Origin of the sequence: Microcoleus harperi Pol14_C6, assembly GCF_036701295.1 — a bacterium.
Taxonomy (GTDB): domain Bacteria; phylum Cyanobacteriota; class Cyanobacteriia; order Cyanobacteriales; family Microcoleaceae; genus Microcoleus.
Window position 1 is genome coordinate 107,654 of sequence record NZ_JAUBQN010000003.1, and the last position, 20,177, is coordinate 127,830.

Annotated in this window: 16 protein-coding genes; 9 read left to right on the plus strand and 7 right to left on the minus strand. The window is 45.3% G+C overall.

Features of this window, described 5'->3' with window-relative positions:
• Positions 1-691: 691 nt before the first annotated feature.
• Together QUA27_RS03780 and QUA27_RS03785 are read right to left on the minus strand one after the other, a co-directional pair.
• Positions 692-2,461 carry a DUF3352 domain-containing protein gene (locus tag QUA27_RS03780; protein ID WP_333066417.1) on the minus strand — a complete coding sequence of 590 codons (1,770 nt, stop codon included), beginning with the start codon at positions 2,459-2,461 and terminating at the stop codon, positions 692-694.
• A 252-nt stretch (positions 2,462-2,713) separates the two neighbouring features.
• On the minus strand, positions 2,714-3,805 hold the full coding sequence (locus tag QUA27_RS03785) for a hypothetical protein (protein WP_333066419.1): 1,092 nt from the start codon (positions 3,803-3,805) through the stop codon (positions 2,714-2,716).
• A gap of 263 nt (positions 3,806-4,068) precedes the next feature.
• Here QUA27_RS03785 and QUA27_RS03790 point away from each other — a divergent pair, with 263 nt between their 5' ends.
• Positions 4,069-5,307: an LL-diaminopimelate aminotransferase gene (locus QUA27_RS03790; RefSeq protein WP_015176997.1), complete on the plus strand. Its 1,239-nt coding sequence runs from the start codon at positions 4,069-4,071 to the stop codon at positions 5,305-5,307.
• 385 nt (positions 5,308-5,692) lie between these two features.
• Complete coding sequence (locus QUA27_RS03795; RefSeq protein WP_333066421.1) at positions 5,693-7,075, plus strand: SNIPE associated domain-containing protein; 1,383 nt, start codon at positions 5,693-5,695, stop codon at positions 7,073-7,075.
• A gap of 98 nt (positions 7,076-7,173) precedes the next feature.
• On the opposite strand, the gene QUA27_RS03800 is transcribed toward QUA27_RS03795, so the two are convergent.
• Entirely contained in the window at positions 7,174-7,500 is a 327-nt protein-coding gene (locus tag QUA27_RS03800; RefSeq protein WP_333066423.1) for a helix-turn-helix domain-containing protein, read from the minus strand.
• A 128-nt stretch (positions 7,501-7,628) separates the two neighbouring features.
• Between QUA27_RS03800 and QUA27_RS03805 the strand changes: the two genes are divergently transcribed.
• Together QUA27_RS03805 and QUA27_RS03810 are read left to right on the plus strand one after the other, a co-directional pair.
• Positions 7,629-7,895: a hypothetical protein gene (locus QUA27_RS03805; protein WP_333066424.1), complete on the plus strand. Its 267-nt coding sequence runs from the start codon at positions 7,629-7,631 to the stop codon at positions 7,893-7,895.
• Positions 7,896-8,103: 208 nt separating this feature from the next.
• Complete coding sequence (locus QUA27_RS03810) at positions 8,104-8,745, plus strand: Uma2 family endonuclease (RefSeq protein ID WP_333066425.1); 642 nt, start codon at positions 8,104-8,106, stop codon at positions 8,743-8,745.
• 43 nt (positions 8,746-8,788) lie between these two features.
• Here QUA27_RS03810 and cofH read toward each other — a convergent pair whose 3' ends face one another.
• On the minus strand, positions 8,789-9,934 hold the full coding sequence (cofH, locus tag QUA27_RS03815) for a 7,8-didemethyl-8-hydroxy-5-deazariboflavin synthase subunit CofH (protein ID WP_333066426.1): 1,146 nt from the start codon (positions 9,932-9,934) through the stop codon (positions 8,789-8,791).
• Positions 9,935-10,074: 140 nt separating this feature from the next.
• On the opposite strand from cofH, the gene QUA27_RS03820 reads away from it, so the two are divergent.
• From QUA27_RS03820 to QUA27_RS03835, 4 genes are all read left to right on the plus strand, one after another.
• Entirely contained in the window at positions 10,075-11,292 is a 1,218-nt protein-coding gene (locus QUA27_RS03820; protein WP_333066643.1) for a glycosyltransferase, read from the plus strand.
• Between the two features lie 109 nt (positions 11,293-11,401).
• Positions 11,402-13,183 (plus strand): glycosyltransferase family 39 protein, encoded by a 1,782-nt coding sequence (locus QUA27_RS03825; protein ID WP_333066428.1) that lies wholly within the window; start codon positions 11,402-11,404, stop codon positions 13,181-13,183.
• 132 nt (positions 13,184-13,315) lie between these two features.
• The gene (locus QUA27_RS03830) at positions 13,316-15,460 is read left to right on the plus strand and encodes an NACHT domain-containing protein (protein WP_333066429.1); all 2,145 of its coding nucleotides are present in this window, start codon (positions 13,316-13,318) and stop codon (positions 15,458-15,460) included.
• Positions 15,457-16,644 carry an SUMF1/EgtB/PvdO family nonheme iron enzyme gene (locus tag QUA27_RS03835; protein ID WP_333066431.1) on the plus strand — a complete coding sequence of 396 codons (1,188 nt, stop codon included), beginning with the start codon at positions 15,457-15,459 and terminating at the stop codon, positions 16,642-16,644. The genes QUA27_RS03830 and QUA27_RS03835 overlap by 4 nt, the downstream gene beginning before the upstream one ends.
• Positions 16,645-16,729: 85 nt before the next feature.
• Here the strand turns inward: QUA27_RS03835 and QUA27_RS03840 are convergent, their stop codons facing one another.
• Together QUA27_RS03840 and QUA27_RS03845 are read right to left on the minus strand one after the other, a co-directional pair.
• Complete coding sequence (locus QUA27_RS03840) at positions 16,730-17,335, minus strand: DUF3318 domain-containing protein (RefSeq protein ID WP_333066433.1); 606 nt, start codon at positions 17,333-17,335, stop codon at positions 16,730-16,732.
• A 210-nt stretch (positions 17,336-17,545) separates the two neighbouring features.
• Positions 17,546-19,087: a NupC/NupG family nucleoside CNT transporter gene (locus QUA27_RS03845; protein WP_333066434.1), complete on the minus strand. Its 1,542-nt coding sequence runs from the start codon at positions 19,085-19,087 to the stop codon at positions 17,546-17,548.
• Positions 19,088-19,307: 220 nt separating this feature from the next.
• On the opposite strand from QUA27_RS03845, the gene QUA27_RS03850 reads away from it, so the two are divergent.
• Positions 19,308-19,598, plus strand: coding sequence for a hypothetical protein (locus QUA27_RS03850; RefSeq protein WP_333066436.1), 291 nt, complete (start codon positions 19,308-19,310; stop codon positions 19,596-19,598).
• 110 nt (positions 19,599-19,708) lie between these two features.
• On the opposite strand, the gene QUA27_RS03855 is transcribed toward QUA27_RS03850, so the two are convergent.
• Positions 19,709-19,903, minus strand: a complete 195-nt coding sequence (locus QUA27_RS03855; protein WP_333066438.1) for a hypothetical protein — start codon at positions 19,901-19,903, stop codon at positions 19,709-19,711.
• Between the last annotated feature and the right edge of the window lie 274 nt (positions 19,904-20,177).

Here is a 20,177-nt window from a genome sequence, read left to right on the forward strand (position 1 = left end):
TTTGAAGGCTAGATAGCAACGGTAAAGAAGTGGTAAAGATTCTTGAAATTAACAGTTTTTGTTACAAACTTTAACAATAATGATTAAAGTCAATCAACCCATCCTAAAATCTCTGCCACTTCTTCCGTCAGAGTGAATGAATCCTCCTGTATTTATTGTTTTAAGCACTGCATAGCCCTTAACTGAACCGTATTGGTTTAAAAAATCGGCTTCTGCACCCAGAACTGACCGGGGAAAATCCACGTAAAAAATTTTTCCTTTCGTTTTATAAAGAACAAAAAAAGCCGGCTCTACAATTGCCGACCCTTAAAATTCTGACAAAAATAAGAAGTGCTGGACGCAACGGGTACATAAAGTGTAGGGTACGTCAGAAACGGTCGATTGCTTCTTCATTCCTAGACGCAGAAACCCTGTTTTTTTACGAAAACACTTAGTTGCAGTCCAAGGCTTAAAAAACTCGGTTGCTTTGGTATTCCTGGACGCAGGGCTGCATAGAAACCGGGTTTGTTAACGAAAATAATTCGTTGCAGCCTGCAGAAACGATAAAAAAACCCGGTTTCTTTAGTCTGTATCCGTAAGTCCTGTCCTTGCTTCTTCCTTGTTCCTTCTGGCGGCTGCCTTTCGGTTTTAATCTGTCGCCCTGTTGCTGTTTAATGGGGTGTCCAGGCGGATTTGTTGAATGATTTAAGAGTTAGTTGGGAGAAGTTTGGACAGTGGGCGAGGGACTGGGAGAAGCAGGGCGCGGTGAAGCAGGGCGCGGTGAAGCAAGACTCCGTGAAGGATTTGCAGAAGGAGTGGATTGGGTGGATTTTTTGAGACCGACAAAAGCGTCATAACGGGTGGTACGATCGCCAATGACGGCCGCTGTAACGCCGATCGACCGCGTGGCATCAATCCACATTTTTTGGCTGGGAGGAAACTCCGGTAAAGCTAGGTTTTTGGGGTTAAAGGCACTCTCGGTGTCGATGAAGAAATTGCCGTTGTGGGGTTTAAGTTGCGATCGGACAGTTTTCTGGAACAGTTCGCTGCTTAAAAGCGGACTTTTCGGTGCCGGAACGATTGTATCAACCACTGGAGCTCCTACTGTCATAAACGCTACATCGTTCATCCAACCGCGAGTTACCGTAATCCCTCCAAACGGCGATGTCCATTTAATCGCCGGTTTGCCGCCGACTTGAATTTCCTCCACTCTAAACCCTTTCATTTTCATGGTTTCATCAAGCTGTTTCAAGGATTTGTTGGCGGCGCCCTGGTTGTTTGTTTCCACCATAAATACAAATCCGGCAGCAAATTTGTCTCTGGGATTCTGGGCGGGGGCTGGTATTAATGATAGAGAAAATTCTCCCGCCATCCAGTTCATCAAGTCTTTATCTAAATCCAGGCCGGTAGTGGATTTTAAACCTGTGCGTAAAACTTGGGGATTAATCGGGGCAATCGGGTTCGCATCGGATCCCAATACGTAGTCTTGCCACAAACGCTGCAAGTTGCCGCCGGATACCATCATAATTGTATTGCTTGGCAGGCGGTTAGCCATTTTTAGAGCATTGTTTTCTACTGCTATCCTTCTGGTAGAATCTGGTTTTAGCCAAGAGACTGATTTGAATTCAATTCCTTCTGCATCCAGCGTTGCTGTGGTGGCAAATCCTTGATTTTGTTGCAGTTTTTCGAGGCTTTCTGGCGAAATTTCACGGGCTGAGTTGGCGGCGGCATAGGCGGCGGCAACGGGCATATTGACGTAGATTTGACCGAAGGCGCCCGGACTTTTTATTTTGTCTATGGCGTCTGCATAGCCAGGGGTTTTTGCTAGGGAAGGTTCGCCTTTGTAGGTGTCGATTATTCTGTCTGTAGCGCTAGGATCTGTGGTAACTGCTAGATAGTTGGTTCCCAATACCGCGACAGAGAAATTGCGATCGGGTACGCCTTGAGTTTCTGTGACTTGCACGCCTTTATAATTACGCTCAACTATTTTTCCTTGGCTGAGGGGTCTGGGTTTTGCTAATAATTCTTTGGCTTTGAGGGGGTTGGCAATTGGCAGGATAATTGCCACTGACTGTTGAATGGGCGGAGATGGGGGCGTGTTGGGTGCCGGCGAGGGGGCTGGTATAGCTATTTTGTTGCGGAGAAAGGCTACCATTGCTGTGTTACCCACCCAGGGTTGAATGTCTTGCTGGTAGGCGTAGCCGTTGCTTGTGAGAAGGCGATCGCGCATTTCCGTTAAAAACCTCTCAAACGAAGCTTTTGACTCCGGCGTGCCAAACTCTCGCAGTCTATTCCACTGCGATTCATCGGTGCTGATGGATAGGGCCATCATCGTATCTTGCGGGACAACAGTTGCCCCCGCCGGTAAATCTTTGGCGGGCCCACGGGAAATGACGAGGTAGTAGGTGACAAAGCCTAAACCGATCAGAAGTGTGGCGGCTCCGATGGTAAACAGCAGGGAAGATTTATCTTTCTTAAACATTATTCGTAAGGTTCGGGTGCTCGCAACATGATAGATTATTTTCTTGACTCATGTAGCAGATACATTAGCAGATACATTAGCAAATACATTTAACCGGGCAAATTTAGGAAACTCGCATTTACCCCTCCGGGAACAAGCAGAAAAACAGTCCTTACTTGCATCAGACAGTAGGTTAGGCTCGTGGAACGAAACCTAACACAAAAAATGTAGCAAGACTTTTGTGCCAGTTGGCATTAGTCCTGATTAATCGAATCAGTTTCTGGCCTTAAAGTCTTTAAAGATAGTTTGAAACGAGTACATCAGCCGGTGGACATCGTTTGTGCCTCTCGGAAAAATGTTTAGTTCCCATTTTTTGCGAGCGGTAGTTAGCAGTTTTGCTACGGGTGGGGAGTAACTGTTAGAAATAAAATAGCTGCCGCCTTCGTAGCGAATATCTGACGCTAAGCCGATAAAAGCACCTGCCATTTCTAGTTTAAGTTCTGAGGTGCTGTGTTCCGATTTTACTGCTAAAATTACTTGCGAATGTCGGGGTTCGCGGTTGAGCAAGCGGCAGATATTTGCTTCTTTTTGGTACAGAATTAAAACGTTGCAGTTGTGCAGAACTCCGGCTCTACCTTGGACTTTTACTCCTAAGTGAACTTCCAGGGCTGGTTTGTCGGGAAATTCCACAACAGCATGAGTGTATGGATGTGCAGTTCCGTGGATTTTTCCCGCCGTTTTTCTAAATGTTAAATATTTCGGTGTTTCGTCGTCTAAAACATTGTTGTAATAAATAGTACCGCCTTCATTAGCAACTGCTTTTAGCAGAATAGTGAAGAGGTAAGTGTCAAAAATTCTGGCTTGTTCTGCCGCTGTGTTAAAATCGGGATCGATCGAGCTTTTTAATTTGCTTTTAATTTCGGAATTTATGGCGTAGTTGCTGGGCCCGGAGGGCAGTTTTTCGAGCAAGTGCTTGAGGGCGATCGCCTGTTTGTGGCGCGGGGCTGTGACGCTGGAGGTAAACTCAATTGTTTTGGCAGTTTCGGCACCGGAATTGGCAAAGGTAATTTTTGTGCCGAGGGGAGAGGTTTCTGATTCTACTTTCAAGAAATAAGCAATTTCGTCTTCCATTTCGGAAGTGTTGACCGTCGCTTGTTCGACAGCATTAATTAACAGCAAAAGTTGTTCTTTTGCGGTATAATCTTCTATCTTGAGCAGAGGTGTTTTTCTTTTGAGCGATCGCTCTTCAATTACTTTGCCTATCTCGACAGTATCTGCTACTTGTTGAACTACCCAACCCAAATTAAACTCATTCAGAATTGCCGCCAGTTCTTGATAGAGTTTGGCGTACTCGATCTCGTCCATAATTGTTTCTGCGCTGCACACTATTTTGATTATACAAGGTGATTTGATTTTTTGGTCAATGGCTGGTCAGCAACTAGGCAGATTGGCTGTGATGGCGGAGTATCGAAGTGTTTGAGTGTCCGAGTCGGGAAAATCTTTCTCTTCCCTGAACATCCATCCGTCACATCCCTTAAATCCCGTACATTGCTCGTTGCCGAACTTGCTGCTGCTTGAGAGAGACAATTGGGAGTAAGCTATTCTACGACATTTGTAGCGATCGAACTATGGCAACTATCAACGACAACTACCTCAAACTCAAAGCCGGCTACCTGTTTCCCGAAATTGGGCGCAGGGTGAAAGCCTATGCAGAGGCGAATCCCGAAGCGCCCATCATCCGGCTGGGGATTGGCGACGTAACGGAACCACTACCGGCTGCTTGTCGGGAGGCGATGGTGAAGGCGGTGGAAGATATGGGCTCGCGGGATACCTTTAAAGGATACGGCCCGGAACAAGGTTATGAGTGGCTGCGGGAGAAAATTGCCGAGCACGATTTTAAGTCGCGGGGATGCGATGTTGATGCTTCGGAAATCTTTATTTCTGATGGTTCTAAGTGCGATTGCGGCAATATTCTCGATATCTTTGGCAACAATAACACGATCGCAGTTACCGATCCAGTTTATCCGGTGTATGTAGACACTAACGTGATGGCTGGACACACGGGAGATGCGAACGAAAATGGCGAATACGGCGGCTTAGTTTACCTGCCAATTACAGCGGAAAACAATTTTACTGCCCAAATTCCCACTGACAAAAAAGTCGATTTAATTTACTTGTGTTTTCCGAATAACCCGACGGGGGCAACTGCAACGAAGGAACACTTGCAAGCTTGGGTAAATTATGCTAAAGCTAACGGTTCGATTATTTTCTTCGATGCGGCTTACGAAGCGTATATTACCGATCCGAGTTTACCGCATTCTATCTACGAAATTGAAGGGGCGCGGGATTGTGCGATCGAATTTCGTTCTTTTTCCAAAAATGCTGGTTTCACGGGTACTCGCTGCGCGTTAACAGTTGTACCGAAGACTTTGACTGGAAAAGCAGCAGACGGTTCCGATGTCGAAATTTGGAAGTTGTGGAACCGCCGCCAATCTACTAAATTTAACGGCGTTTCTTACATCGTGCAGCGCGGTGCAGAGGCGGTTTATTCTGAGGCTGGCAAGGCACAGATTCAGGCTTTAGTCAATTTTTACATGGAAAATGCTGCGATTATTCGCGAGAAATTGACAGCGGCGGGAATCGAGGTTTTTGGTGGCGAAAATGCACCTTATGTGTGGGTGAAAACGCCTCACGGTTTGTCGAGTTGGGATTTCTTTCAGAAGTTGCTGGAAACTTGCAATGTGGTGGGAACTCCCGGTTCTGGTTTTGGTGCGGCGGGTGAGGGTTATTTCCGCATTTCGGCGTTTAATAGTCGGGAGAATGTGGAAGAAGCTATGAGACGGATTGTGGAGAAGTTTAAGGTTTAATCTCATCTCCCGCTTAAACCGAAAGGCCGCCAGGGAATGAATTCCCTGGCTAATAGCGAAAGTCCTCTTCAGAGGACTAATGAGTTCTTCAGTCCTTTGAAGAGGACTTTAGCTTTGAGACAGGGGTTTCAACCCCTGGCTGGCGGACTGCCGGAAAAGCGCGAAAAAGCATTAATTTAATATTTTGTGGAACAGGCCGGAAAAGCTGTTTATGAAATAGTAAAAGATGTGAGTTTTGGAAAGTGCGATCGGCTGATTGTTCCAAACTTCACTTGATGCGGATGAATATATGCTAATGGCGATCGATTTCAATTTCGGGCAATTTGCCTAATTGACCATCTTGCAGTTATATTAAGAAATTATTCACTTAGACAGGCCTGGTCATATGTTGTCTACACTCCTTGCAGTATCAGCAGTAGTTCTGGCTGCTGCATTGACATACACGCAACTTAAACTAGCCAAACATAAAAAGCTTTTACGTAAATATGATTCGCTTTTTTCCAAAGAGGACTTTGAAAAGCAATTAGATTCTAACATAAATCTCAAACAAGGGGAACTCGACCAGCTTGCAAGCGAGCAAAAAAAACTAAAGGCTAAAATTAGAAACCTCCAGCAAAAACTCAGTGAGGTTGAAGAATCCGAATCCGTTCAATCTTTTGGTTTTTATAAATCACAGTATAACTTTGGCAGTTCTGAAGAATACAAGCGCCGACTTGACCAAATTAGAACCCAACAAAGTAAAATGCTCAAAGATAAGACGGCGGCTATCTGTCATGTACCCTGGGTAGTAGAGGGCAGCCAGAAAAAAGGTAAGAAAATGACCGATGCCTTTCTGACGCTAATACTGAGAGCATTTAATGGCGAGTGCGATGCTGCAATTCTTCAGGTTAAATATAACAATGCCAATAAATTAGAAACCAGGATTAACAAAGCTTTTGAAACCTTGAATAAGCTTTCAGAAACTAATCGCTGTCAAATCATGCCTAGTTATCGCGCTCTCAAACTAGAAGAACTATATTTGACTCATGAGTTTATGGATAAAAAACAGGAGGAAGCTGAAGAACAGCGGAGAATTAGAGAGCAAATGCGCGAAGAAGAAAAAGAACGCCGGGAGATAGAAAAAGCGAGAAAAGATGCGGAACAAGAAGTCAAACGTCGGGAACAAGCTTTAGAAAAAGCTCGCCGAGAAATCGAACAAGCTACAGGTCAACAGAGAGAACAATTAGAGCGAAAACTTCAAGAAATAAATCAACAACTTCAAGAGGCTCTTGCCAGTCAAACAAGAGCGATTTCTCGTGCTCAGGTGACTAAAGCAGGATATATCTACGTCATTTCAAATATTGGTTCTTTTGGAGAAAATGTTTATAAAATTGGGATGACGCGAAGGCTTGAACCCGACGATCGCGTTAAAGAATTAAGTGGAGCGTCTGTTCCATTTCCCTTTGACATTCATGCAATGATTTTTTCTGAAAACGTTCCAGAAACTGAGAATTTATTGCATCAATATTTTCGAGATAAAAGCGTCAACAAAGTTAACCAGCGCAAGGAGTTTTTCAAGGTGACATTAGATGAAATCACCTCGGCACTTGAAAAAATTGCGGAACAAACTAAAACTGTAAAAAAAGCTGAAATTAAATTTACCAAGGTTGCTGAAGCAGAACAGTATCGCAAAACGCTAGCTATAGAACTAGGTGAAACTCAGCCTCCAGACTTAAATTATACACCGACGTGGGATGAGGAGGAGGAAGAGTCCGACGCAGACGAATAAGCAATTCAAAGGCCATGGAGTCTACGCAATGGGACAAACTATCCGAAAACCAAATAAGTTCGTTTAAATAAAAGGCCTCAATTATAATATTCCATTTTCTATCCATCAGCATCGCTAGGAAAACCAAATTGGTCTGGTAATTCAGCAGAGGTAATTTGCAGAATCTCTAGCAACTTCTTGTATTGAACAGGCGTTAGCTTCGGTACCGATCGCCCCGATTCCCAGTTCCTTACAGTTGTTTCCGTAACGCCAAGTGCGTCTGCTAGCTGCTTTTGGGTTAACGATCGCTTAAGTCTGAGCCGCATTAGTGGCGATCGCTCTGATTTTTCCGGCATTTCCACAAGCAGCTCGATCCTGACCGTAAATTGGTTTACGTAAATTACTTGACGGTTAACCGTAAATTGGTTTACGCTAATAAAACACATAAAGACGAGACAGCACCAGCTAAGCCACTTGTGCTGTAGGGGAATTGCTGTCTTTTCTTCAATCTGTCATTGTACGCGGTTTTACCGTTACAAAGCATCAAACCTATCCAAAATTATTAGTCAAAACTATGTTGCAAGATTCCGCATCGAACCAAGTATCGCCCCAAGTTTTAACCAACCAAAGCTTTGAGGGCGATAATCGCGAAGCAGTCCGTCACGTCATCATCGGTTCGCCGCTGGGAGTACGGCGCACTATCCACCAACTGCACGCCTTGCGCTACGAGGAAGCTGTTCGTTGGACTCATCCGATCGCCATTCCCGACAATCGCATCATTATTACACCCGAACAGGGAGAAATCATGAGTTTGTTAGTTAAGTTAATTCGGTTGGAATGAAGTCTAAATGTGCGATCGACCTTTCTAGAATTGAGTCAAAAGTGCGATCTCGAATCTCTTCTCGTTGCCCGTGCTAAACTCAACAGATATCTTCTACCATTATCAAGAACAGGCAAGATGCCTGTTCCACAAAGAATGAATTTTTTTGTAGGGTAGGCATCCTGCCTGCCCTTGGCACAAACTTAACAACTAGCTCCCAATTCAGCTTATGATTGTTATCACCCCCGTGCTCAAACCCGTTAGCCAGATCGAGCTTGCTCCCGGCAGTGTCGTAACTATTCCCAATATAAGTTGGCTGGAATTTGAGTCGATTTTGCAGGAATTAGGGGAAAAACGAAGAACCAGAATTGCCTACAGCAACAGTACCTTAGAAATCATGGTTCCCTTACTAGATAGGGAAATTCCGAAAGATTTAATTTCCGATATTGTAAAAAAATTACTCAAGTCGGCGCGCAGAAAATATGAACCCTTCGGTTCTACTACTTTCAAACGAGAAGGTGCAGCAGGAGTTGAACCTGATGCTTGTTTTTATATTCTAAATTATCAGCGGATGATTGGCCGCCGCCGACTTTTACCGGACGATCCGCCGCCGGATTTGGCAATTGAGACGGATGTTACTTCTAAAACTAAGATCGATGCCTATAAAATTATTGGAGTTTCAGAAGTATGGGTTTATGACAGCGGCACACTTCGCATTTATTTGCTGCAAGATGGAGAGTATGTAGAATCGGATATTAGTCCGAATTTTCCAGAAATCGCGATCGCACAACTTATCCCCACTGCGGTAGAACGTGCTTTGCAGGTAGGAAGTTGTCAAGCGCTAGAAGAATTTGAAAGTGCGAGCGGCTAAACTCGTAGGAGACGTTACGCACTTCGCACTTCGCATCAAAAAATCACACACTTACTGCCAAATTGTCAACCCCTAAAGGTCGATAAATTGTATCTCTTTGCTGATAACTCCGCCCCAAAGAACTAATCGCATTTTGCAAATCTTCGACAGATTGACAACTGCCACCAACCGCACCGGCCATCGTTGTAATATGCTCTTCCATCAATGTACCGCCGATGTCGTTGCAGCCCCATTTCAGCGCTTCTGTAGCTCCGTCTAAACCTAATTTTACCCAACTCGGCTGGTGATTGGAAATCAAATTTCCTAAGAAGATTCTCGATACTGCGGTGAGTAACAATGTATCTGCTAAAATTGGTTGGTCGCGGCCGACTCGACTCCGCAAAGGAGCCGGTGCTTCTTGCCCGACAAAGGGTAGTAAAATAAATTCTGTAATGCGAGCCGGATAGTTTTGGTCGATCGCAGTTTGTTGGAGCGATCGCACTTTTTCTAAATGCAAAACCTGCTGTTGGGCCGTCTCAATATGCCCGCAAAGCATCGTACTCGTTGTCGGCAAACCCAGACGGTGAGCTGTTCCCACAATTTCCAGCCAAGTTGCCGAATTTAGTTTTTCCGGGCAAATCACCCGTCGCACAGAATCGTCGAGAACTTCCGCAGCGGTTCCCGGCATCGAACCGAGTCCCGCATCCTGCAAAGCCGAAATTACATAGCTGAAACTAAGATTATCTTCTCTGGCAATAAATTCTATCTCTTGAGGTGAAAAAGCGTGCAAGTGCAACTGCGGAAATTTATCCTTAATAGTTTTCACCAATTGCAGATAATAAGGCAAAGATGCGCCGTTGAGCTTAGCTTGAAGATTTAAGCCGCCCTGCATACAAATTTCCGTAGCACCCCGCTGCACTGCATCAGTTGCCTTTTCCTGAATTTGAGCTGTATCTAACCAAAAAGCGCCCTCATCTCCGTCGTCACGGCGAAATGCACAAAAACTGCAATGCTGCTCACAAATATTAGTAAAATTAATATTTCGATTGATAACGTAGGTGACAGTATCCCCTGATTGTCGGCGGCGGAGCGAGTCAGCAGTTGTTTGAATAGAAGCTCGCGCATCGGGCTCTCTTTGCTGCAAAAGTACCAATGCCTCTGCAGAAGAGATGTTATAACCTTGTAAAGCTCGATCGAGAATTGCATCCACAGTTTTTTTGTTAGCTAAGCTACAGAATTGCTGCCTAGAATTAAGGCGTTTTTATATTTTAACGAATCAACTATAGAGGAACGATCTTCTAAAATCTCAAGTCTTACAAAACCATCCTTTATTTTCTGGACACTGAAATGATGGGCGTCAACCAAGTAAATCAGCTATTGCCAGTGCCGTCTGGGCCTTTGGAAATTCCTGCTGTAGAGACTTTCAATTCAAATTTTACAGACGCAGGCAGACCGCCAATTTATTTTTCCCTGGTCATTCCCACCTACAACGAGTGCAAGAATGTCAAGAGTATTGTGGAAAAATTGAGCCACTTGCTCGATGGCAGTATTCCCGGCAACTACGAATTAATTGTAGTCGATGACGACAGCCCCGATCGCACCTGGGAAGTTGCCCTGTCCCTGACACCGGAATATCCGCAATTGCGGGTAATGCGCCGGGAAGAGGAGCGGGGACTTTCAACAGCAGTAATTCGCGGGTGGCAGACCGCTCGGGGCGAGGTTTTGGGCGTCATCGATGCCGACTTGCAGCATCCCCCGGAGACGCTGTTGCAGCTTTTAGCAGAAATTCAGCGGGGAGCAGATTTAGCTGCTGCGAGTCGTCACGTTGCCGAGGGCGGGGTGAGCGACTGGAGCGTTGTCAGGCGATTTTTATCGCGGGGCGCTCAAACTCTGGGGTTGGTGATCCTGCCGGGAGTCGTGGGCCGAGTTTCCGATCCGATGAGCGGCTATTTTATGGTGCGTCGCACTTGCATTGCGGGTAAAACCATGAATCCTGCTGGTTACAAAATATTGATTGAAGTGCTCGGCAGGGGGGACATCCGCTGGATTGGAGAAGTTGGTTACGTGTTTCAGGAACGGCAAGAAGGTGAGAGCAAAGTTACTTGGAAACAGTATATTGAGTATTTGCGACATTTGCTTCGGTTGCGGTTTTCCCGCTGGCCGATGGGCAAGTTTCTGCGGTTTGGGATCGTGGGTTTCAGCGGGGTGTTTGTGAATATGGGGGTTTTGTACGTGCTGCGGGATCTCCTCAATTGGGAACTGACTCGCAGTCTGATCGTTGCTGCTGAATTGGCAATTATCAGTAACTTTTTGTGGAATGATTTGTGGACTTTTGGCGATATTTCTAAGCGGCAGCCAGGAAAGCGCCAGCGATTGAAAAGGTTGTTAAAATTTAATACGATTTGCTTGATGGGTTTGATTTTGAATGTGCTGCTGGTTAATTTGTTGTTTAATGTTTTTGGGATGAATGAATATTTGGCTAATTTAATTGCGATCGCGACTGTGACTCTGTGGAACTTCTGGATTAATATGAAGTTGAGCTGGCGGGTAACGGAAGTAGATAGGTAATTGGTAATCGGTAATTGGTAATTAGTAATTAATCATTGATAAAATGACTGATGGCTAATGACTAATGACTAATGGCTCTTCTTCCCTATGCCTTTGAATGACTGAATTAATGATCAAGAACAAACAACTGTTGTTGCTATTGCTGTGGACGGCGCTCGCCTTTATTTTGCGCTTTGCCAATTTGGACTCTAAACCGCTGTGGACGGACGAGTTTTCGACTCTAGTTTTTAGTTTGGGCAACAGTTTTCGAGGGGTGCCGCTCGATCGCGCGATCGATCTTTCTACATTATTACAACCGCTACAATTGCGTCCCAATGCTGGCATTGCAGATGTTCTAAACCATTTGCTGCTAGAAAGCAACCATCCACCAGTGTATTTTATGCTCGCCCACTGGTGGATGCGACTGTTTGGGCCGACCGAGGATAGTTTAGTTTGGATTGGGCGAGCTCTTCCTGCATTATTGGGCGTGATTTCAGTTCCCGCTATCTACTTTTTAGGCAAATTTGCTTTTAGTTCTCGTTTAGTCGGTCAATGTGCGGCCGCGATGATAGCAGTTTCTCCATACGGCATTTATCTCGCTCAAGAAGCTCGCCATTACACTTTAGGAATCTTATTAGTTATTGCCTCTCTTTTTTGCCTCGCCTTAGCTGCAAAAAATCTGCAACAGCGCGCTCCCCTGCCTATTTGGGCTGTGATGCTTTGGGTAGTGGTTAATTGTTTAGGAATTGCGGTTCACTACTTTTTTGCACTGACTTTGTGTGCGGAAGCAATAGCATTAATTTCTGTAATCTGGCTCCAGTTTAAGGGAAAGTTGCCAATTGACAACAGCCAGCAGCGTAATATTTTGCCCTTTCAAATCCTCTGGCGGTTTTTCGCAGTAGCGATGGGCACTTTGGCTGGCGGTTTAGTTTGGCTGCCGGTATTTTTGTCAAATAAATACGGCAGCGAACTAACTAATTGGATTGTCAGCGGCGATCGCATATTCTTAGATTGGATAGCGCCGATTTTTCAAGCTTTAGCTGGATGGGTCACTGTGATGTCTCTGCTGCCGATTGAATCGCCAAATTTGGCAGTAGTAGTTCCATCGGCGATCGCAATGACAATATTTTTTATATTGGTGCTTCCCATCCTGCGAGGCGCTTTTAAAAAGTCCTTAACAACGCCCGCTACTCGTTTAGGTACTGTTATTTTCGGCGGATTTGTGCTGGGAGCAATTTTCCTATTTTTCAGTTTTGCATATATTCTAGGGATTGACCTAACTCGCGGCGCACGATACAATTTCGTCTACTTTCCGGGGGTTATATTGCTTTTAGGAGCAACCTTGGCCGTTATTTTTAACACACCTACAGCAAAAAGTCAATGGTTTAATTTACGGGCGATCGAAGTTCCGGGCAAAAAAGTAGTGGTGCTAATTTTAGCAATGGGTTTTTTTAGCGGTGTCACAGTAAATTCCAATCTCGGCTACCGCAAATATTACAAACCCGACCTTTTAATTCCGGTTATCCGCGAATTCTCGAAAGTTCCCGTGCTAATTGCCACTACTCAAAAGACTCATGTAGAAATAGGAGAGTTGATGGGGATAGGGTGGGAATGGGAAAGAAGTTCGGCAACGGATTTTGTAGCGGGTGTAACGGATGTTAGGAAGAAAGAAGAAGTTAAAGTTTTTGATTCTCCGCTGTTTCTTTTAGCTAATCAGACAAAGGATGGGTCGGAAATAGCGGCACAGACACTTGACAAAACACTCCGTAAATTAGAACGTCCGCTTGATTTGTGGCTGGTTAATTTTCGCGCACCTGTCAATCTAGAAGCACAAAACTGTCAGGTTGAATCGCGCGAGTTGCCTGCGGTGGATGGGTATGAATATCAAGTTTATCATTGTTCTAGGTCATAGATAAGTCTTAGGGGATGGCTGGGTCGATCGCGCTTTCGATTAAAATAAGTGCGTTAGCGAACCTTCCTGATAACGATCGCTCGCTACGATCGCGTAAACTGGGAAACAACAGGCTTTTAAATGCGATCGCTTATGTCCCGATTTATACAAAATTGGCTGGTACCATTGCTATTGATACTCAGTAATGGTTTCTTGGGTTGGCTGATCAACCAACTGCCCGGTAAACAGGACTTAAAAATTGAAGACCCTATAATCATCTTACTGACAGTAGTGTGTCTATTAGCACTTTTTATCCTCGGTGCTATATCCAGTCAGTCTCAGCCGACGGCAACGCCTGCAAATCAAAATTGGCTTGTTGGTTTTTTACCCCTGCTGGGAGGTGGCATCCTTTTCGCACTCTTGAAGGGGAACCACGTACCCGCCGAATTCAACTCAGCAGTTTTTTATACATCTCTCATTCTGTTTGGTTTGGGGACTGTGCTCCCGCCTGTACTGCTTTTACCGAGACAATGGCAGAACAGGTTGGTATGGGTTCCGCCCGGTTTGGGACTGGCGGTAATGTTGTATTTCATACTGAGAGGCGAATGGACAGCAGCGTTTTTGGCTTTGTTTGTGACTGTATTTTTGATGTTGTTTATCCATGCCATCAAGTTTCTCATCCCAGTTACTAACCAACTTGCACCGAAGTTTAGGGCAAAGAGACAGCAAATTGCAGATAGTTTGGCAGACGGGATTTGGAATAAAATTGAAGATTCAACCTCACCTTTTCAGCGGGAATATTATAAGGGTTTGACTTATATCTGTCGAGACTATCAAACACAGGGATTGGATAGAGACAGAACCCTGAAGTTGCAAAAGGTATTTGTGCCACTCAAAATTGCTGCAACAGAGGCAGCGAATACAAGTCCCAAAATGATTCAGCCGCCAAAGGATGAAAGAAATAACTCAAATGAAACACAAATTTGGAATTTTTTAGCAGCAATAGATAAGCATCCGGCATTTCGGCGCATGGCAGTTTTGGGCGCACCCGGTTCCGGGAAAACTACCCTTTTGAGATATTTAACGCAGACTTATGCCACAAAGCAACAGCGGAAAGTGCATCGGAAAGCGCCGAAACTGATTCCGATATTGTTGTATCTGCGATATGTGCGTCAGGAAATTGTGAATAATAATCAACTCACTCTGGCAGAGTTAATTACTCAGCAGGTACAGCAGCAGCAGCAAAAATATCAACTGGAGAATCCACCGCCTAACTGGTTTGCCGAAAAAATACGTCAAAACCAATGTTTGGTAATGTTAGATGGATTGGATGAAGTGGCAGATGAAACTCAGCGCCAGCAAGTAAGTCGTTGGGTAGACGAACAGATGCAGACATACCCGGATACGGCTTTTATCTTAACCTCTCGACCTTTTGGCTATAAAACTGCGCGGTTGCAACAAGATGTGACTGTCTTAGAAGTGCAACCATTTAGCCTGAAACAGATGCAACAGTTTATTCAGGGCTGGTATTGGGAAACAGAGGTGATAAGTCACGCTGGACAAGATGATGCGGGAGTGCGGGCAGACGCTAAACAACAAGCAGATGATTTAATTAAGCGGATTAAGAATAGCAAACCTCTGGCGGACATGGCGGTGAATCCTTTGCTGCTAACAATGATTGCCACAGTTCACCGTCGCGGTAGTGCCTTGCCGGGAAAACGGGTAGAACTTTACAAAGAAATTTGCCAGGTTTTACTAGAAAGGCGACAAAGGGCTAAAAATATTGCGGAGGCGCTAACAGCGACGCAAAAGCAATCTGTTCTGCAAGTGCTGGCATTTGAATTAATGCAGCAGAAAACTCGTGATTTCAACCTATCCGATGGAATTGATTGGATTACAGACAAATTGGCAGATGTAGCAGGCAGTGGGGCGAATTCAGAGGAATTTATTCAGCAAGTTCGGGATGTGAGTGGGTTGTTAGTGGAAAAAGAAGTAGCCGTTTATGAATTTGCTCACTTGAGTTTCCAGGAATATTTAGCAGCGGTTGAGATTAAGGAATCGAACCAAGAGAGTCAGTTAATCGGAAATATTAACCAATCTTGGTGGGCTGAAACTATCCGTCTTTATGCAGCGCAGAGTAATGCTAGCAATCTGATTCGTACAGTCTTGGCGATGCCATCTCCATCGGTTGAGGTAATGGCACTCGCCTATGATTGCTTGGACGAGGGGTTGAGTGTAAATCCAGATGTTGGGCAACAACTGGAACAAAGGTTAAACGAAGATTTGGAAAGTCTATGACAGCAAGATTCATTTTAGCAGCTAATGTTTTGTTATCCAGGCGTCTGCAAAATTTGCTGCGGATTGATGAGAATGTCGAAATTGACATGAGTTACATCACCTGCGCGGAATATCAGCTTTTTATTGATGAGAAGCTGAAAGCAGGTGCACATCGCCAACCTGACCATTGGAAAAGTTACAGATTTCCGCCAGGAGATGCTCAAAAACCCATTACTGGAGTACGATCTAGTGATGCTGAGGAGTTTTGTGAATGGTTAACTCAGCAGCAATCTGCATTGGGATTTAAATATAGACTGCAAACTCTAGCTGAAGTAGAGGAGCATCCAGTTACAGAAAAACAAGTAGGATGCTGGTGTTTTGATGGAGAACAGCGAATCATTGTAGGAATAGAAACTGGACAGCAGCAAACTTGGCAACAGAAATTAGCTAAGGTTTTGGTTCTCAACCGCGACCTCAACCTCGACCTCAACCTCGACCTCAACCTCGACCTCAACCGCGTCCTCAACCGCGAGCTCAACCACGACCTCTACCGCGTCCTCAACCGCGACCTCAATCGCGTCCTCAACCACGACCTCTACGGCGACCTCTACCACGACCTCTACCGCGTCCTCAACCGCGTCCTCAACCGCGAGCTCAACCACGACCTCAACCGTGTCCTCAACCGCGTCCTCAACCGCGACCTCAACCACGACCTCAACCGCGACCTCAACCACGACCTCAACCACGACCTCAACCGCGTCCTCAACCGCGACCTCAATCGCGTCCTCTACCGCGACCTCTACCGCGACCTCTACCGCGACCTCATCCGCGACCTCGACCGCTACCTCTACCGCGACCTCTACCGCTACCTCTACCGCTACCTCATCCGCGACTTCAAAGGTCAATTTAAACCAATTGAAGCGGGCAAAGCTAGTGACTTCATACTTTTATACTTCCCTCTGGTTCCTGTTATTGTTATCAATGATTTCTTGTCAGCAGCTTATGAGGCAATATCCAAAAATAAAGCGGTGCTCAATATAATTAAGTTAAGCGGTCAAGAAAGTGAAGCTATTAGCCGTCATTATCTAGAGAATTTCAATAAAATCTACCCACTTTATGTTTACTTGGTATTACTAGATGAGCGACAAGCGGGTCGGATACCAGCCTGGGAGAGTATTCGGATTGTCAGGGAAAGAGTTGAGTAGCAGATATAGCGCCTGCATAGTAGGGACACACCACTGTTGTGTCCTTTGGCTGCGGGACACAGGATTGTTTGTGAAATAGTATTTTCTAATCTTGCCTGACACTATCGGGCACGCCCACCGCCGAAATACCCGATATTGCCTTTAAGTTTTGACACCGAATCAACTCATTAAAATCCAAACTGCGCCCTTCAATTTGCGCCACAGCCTCGATCGCCCCCAGCAAATGTCCTGCTGCTTCCGCTTCGTTGTAACCGCGCCTTCCCGCTACTCTAATCGCTCCTTCGTCAGCATCTAACTCTACTTGGGAACTGCGGTTGTCGCGCCAAATTCTAGTCATGGCGAGTCCCGTCAAACCGCCCGCGATCGCAGTGCCGATCGCATCTCCCTGCAACAATTCTACAACAGTCCCGACAATTCCCGCCAGAGCCGCACCTTGATAAATATCCGGTTTAAACCACTTAAAATTGCACAGAAAACTTACATTCCGCAATAGCAGTAAATCCCGCTGCGGCTTAGATAGCAGCCGCCACAAATCAAAATTAATATAAATCGGGCGAGATTGATTCCAAGGCAAAGGAAAATCGCAGTCAATTACCGTTGATTGTTGGGGCTTATTAATAATTTTACAAGTCATGCGACCGGAAGCTGGCATCACATCTAACAGGCGGCGAATTTCTGGATCTGGATTCATATTTTTTGGGAATTGCTTATTGGTAATTAGATCTATTGCAGAAAATTTTGATTAATATGTCAACCGCAGATTCAAGGCAGATAAACGCAGATAATTTTTAGATAGTTTGGGAATGCTTGCAATTTGAGTCTAATCTTTAGGGACACGGCATTGCCGTGTCCTTGTCCCGTAGCTCATTTAAGGACTTTTCTGAGAGTCAGATTTGGGAGATTATTGAGCTTTCGGAGCTGCTTTTTCACTCTTCGGCGAAGGCTTCGGACTGGCAATTGCTGGGGCAACTGATGGCTTTGAATTAGCGGTTGGGGATGGCAGCGGTTTTGGAGAATCAGGGGATGTTAGCGGGGCAGCAGGGGCTGTCTTAGCGCCTAAAATGCTGGCGTCTCCGGTGTCGAAGGTGCCGGCGATGCAAGCGATCATCATTGTCGCTAAAGTGCCGACAAATAATGCTTTCCAACCCAGTTCGGAAATGTCTTTGCGGCGGGATGGAATTAGGGCGATCGTGCCACCGACAAAGATGCCTACGGAGGCTAAGTGGGCAAAGCCGGAAAGCGCGTAACTGACAATTAAAACTGTACGAGCGCTCACCAGTCCTTTTGCCCCCGCTTCTGCTAAACTTTGATAGGGCGGAATTGCTGTTTCTAACAACCTGCGACCGATAATTACTGAGGCTGGCCAAGAGTCCTCTAATGGAACTCCTGTTAATAGCGTCAGGGGATAAAATAAGACTCCCATAATGTTGGCTAATGTGACAACTTTGAACAAGCCACCAATTGGGCCTGGCAAAATTGCCAGCCAGCCAAAGAATTGATTGATTAAGGAAACTAAGCCTAAGATTAAAATCAAAACAGCGGCGATCGCCACTGCCATTTTTACACCGTCCAATGCACCAATTATCGCTGCATCCAAAGGGCTGACTCGTTCGATGGGTTCTCCCCCAACAGTCTCTTGTGTGAATTCTTCGCGCTCCATGTCGGAAATTTCTTCGCCCACAAACTCGCGGCCTTTAGGCTTCGGTTCTTCCTTGGGAATGCCACCCATTGTCAGGGGCACGCCTGTTTCCGGTACTAAGATTTTGGAGAGAACAAAACAAGCGGGAATAGCGATAATTGAAGCTGAAACTAAGTGTCCTAAAATATTGGGAAAAACTGGCTTGAGAAAACTGACGTAAATTGCTAAAGTTGAAGAAGCTGCCGTCCCAAAACAGCAAGAGAGGATTGCACAAAGTTCGGAACGAGTCATTTTCGGCAAATAAGGCTTGACGACAATTGCCGCTTCAATTCCTACGAAAATATTAGCAGCGCCGCTGAGGGCTTCTGCGCCGCTCAACCGCATTGTCGTATAAAATATTTTTGCAAAAAGTTCGGTGATAATTTGAATCACGCCGATGTTGTATAGCAAGGCCATGAGGCCAGAAAAAAATATGACGGTCGGTAAAGCTCGAAAGGCAAAAATATATCCTAAATTAACTGCCGGATCTTTACCAGGTATCGGTACAACATTGCTCCCGAATACAAATCTCGCTCCCGCGTCAGCAGCGGTGAATACTCCATCAAGTAAGCCAGTAAACCACTCTAGGGCGATGCGAGTTGGGGGGAACAGGAATACTAAAAATCCTAAGACTAATTGCAGTCCAATGCCCCAGGTGATGACGCGCCAGGGAATATACTTGGACTGTCGGTTTTCTGAAAAAATCCAGGCGATCGCACATAAGCCAAAAATTCCCAGAAACGAGATAAGATTGTAGATTGACATAAGCCTAGTCCTTGAAATACTTAAGAATGCCGATCGACGGTTTGCACCACATCAGTTATACTATTCATCTGACGGCAAATACTAAAAAAAATAACGGGCAGATGAATTACGCACTCAACAGCGTACTTATGTCATTGCTTAGGTCATTCCGAAGTCTGCGGATCTTTAGCAACCCTTGATTTGCCGTAATTACCAGCAGTTTAGATAGAAACTCTAACACATGGAAGCTTTTGCTCCACATCCTCCTGAATGGACTGCGACGGCGGTTCACGCTAATGAGTTTTGCTGCCCCAAGTGCGACGCTAGCTGCACGGATGCCACTGAGGTCTGGATTAATCGTCGATCGCCAGTATATACCGAGTTCAACCGTCGCAAGTGGCAAGAATTTTACCGCTGCCAGTGCGATGGCGTGTGGTGGGCCTGGAGTAACGATAGGCCTCCTTCTGAATTTGTGCGTCGCGATCAGAGCTCGGATGAGGGCTCGGATGACGGCCCGGATGATGATTTTTAGAACGGTGACAGAATTTTTGCTTTTCGCTTTTCGATTTTTTTATTTAAAATTAGGGTAAGGTGCGCGGCCCGGCGCACCCTACATTTAGATAAGTTAACGCCAGTTATCAACTAATTGAGCACGTCAAGTATTCCCTTGACTACGCCTTCCATGACTCTTTCAATTAAGCTCAATTCATTTTCGCCGATCGACTCATTTAAGAGCATTGACTGAATTCGCTGTCTGTCATTGCGAGTCAGTTCGCCTGACGAAAATATCTGCTCAACTATTTGTTCAGTTAGAAATGGGAAAGCTGGAGTTTGCATGGTTGATCTCTAAAAGCATCAGTATTTTGTTTTTAACTGTATTAGAGGAGCCAGTTATTGTGTGGGTTTTTACTTTCTCACCCCATCCGTGCTCCAATCATAGGAGTCTGGGGGGATTTTGTCAATACACTTGTTACAGATCAATACAAAATTTGCCTTAAATTTCCGACATTCTGGCAACGGGTGGTTTTGGAGTGCGATCGACCCCCGGCCGTGGCGGTATTCGAGCGACCTTTTTAAGTTTATTGGCACTTTGGCGGAACATTACAGCTCA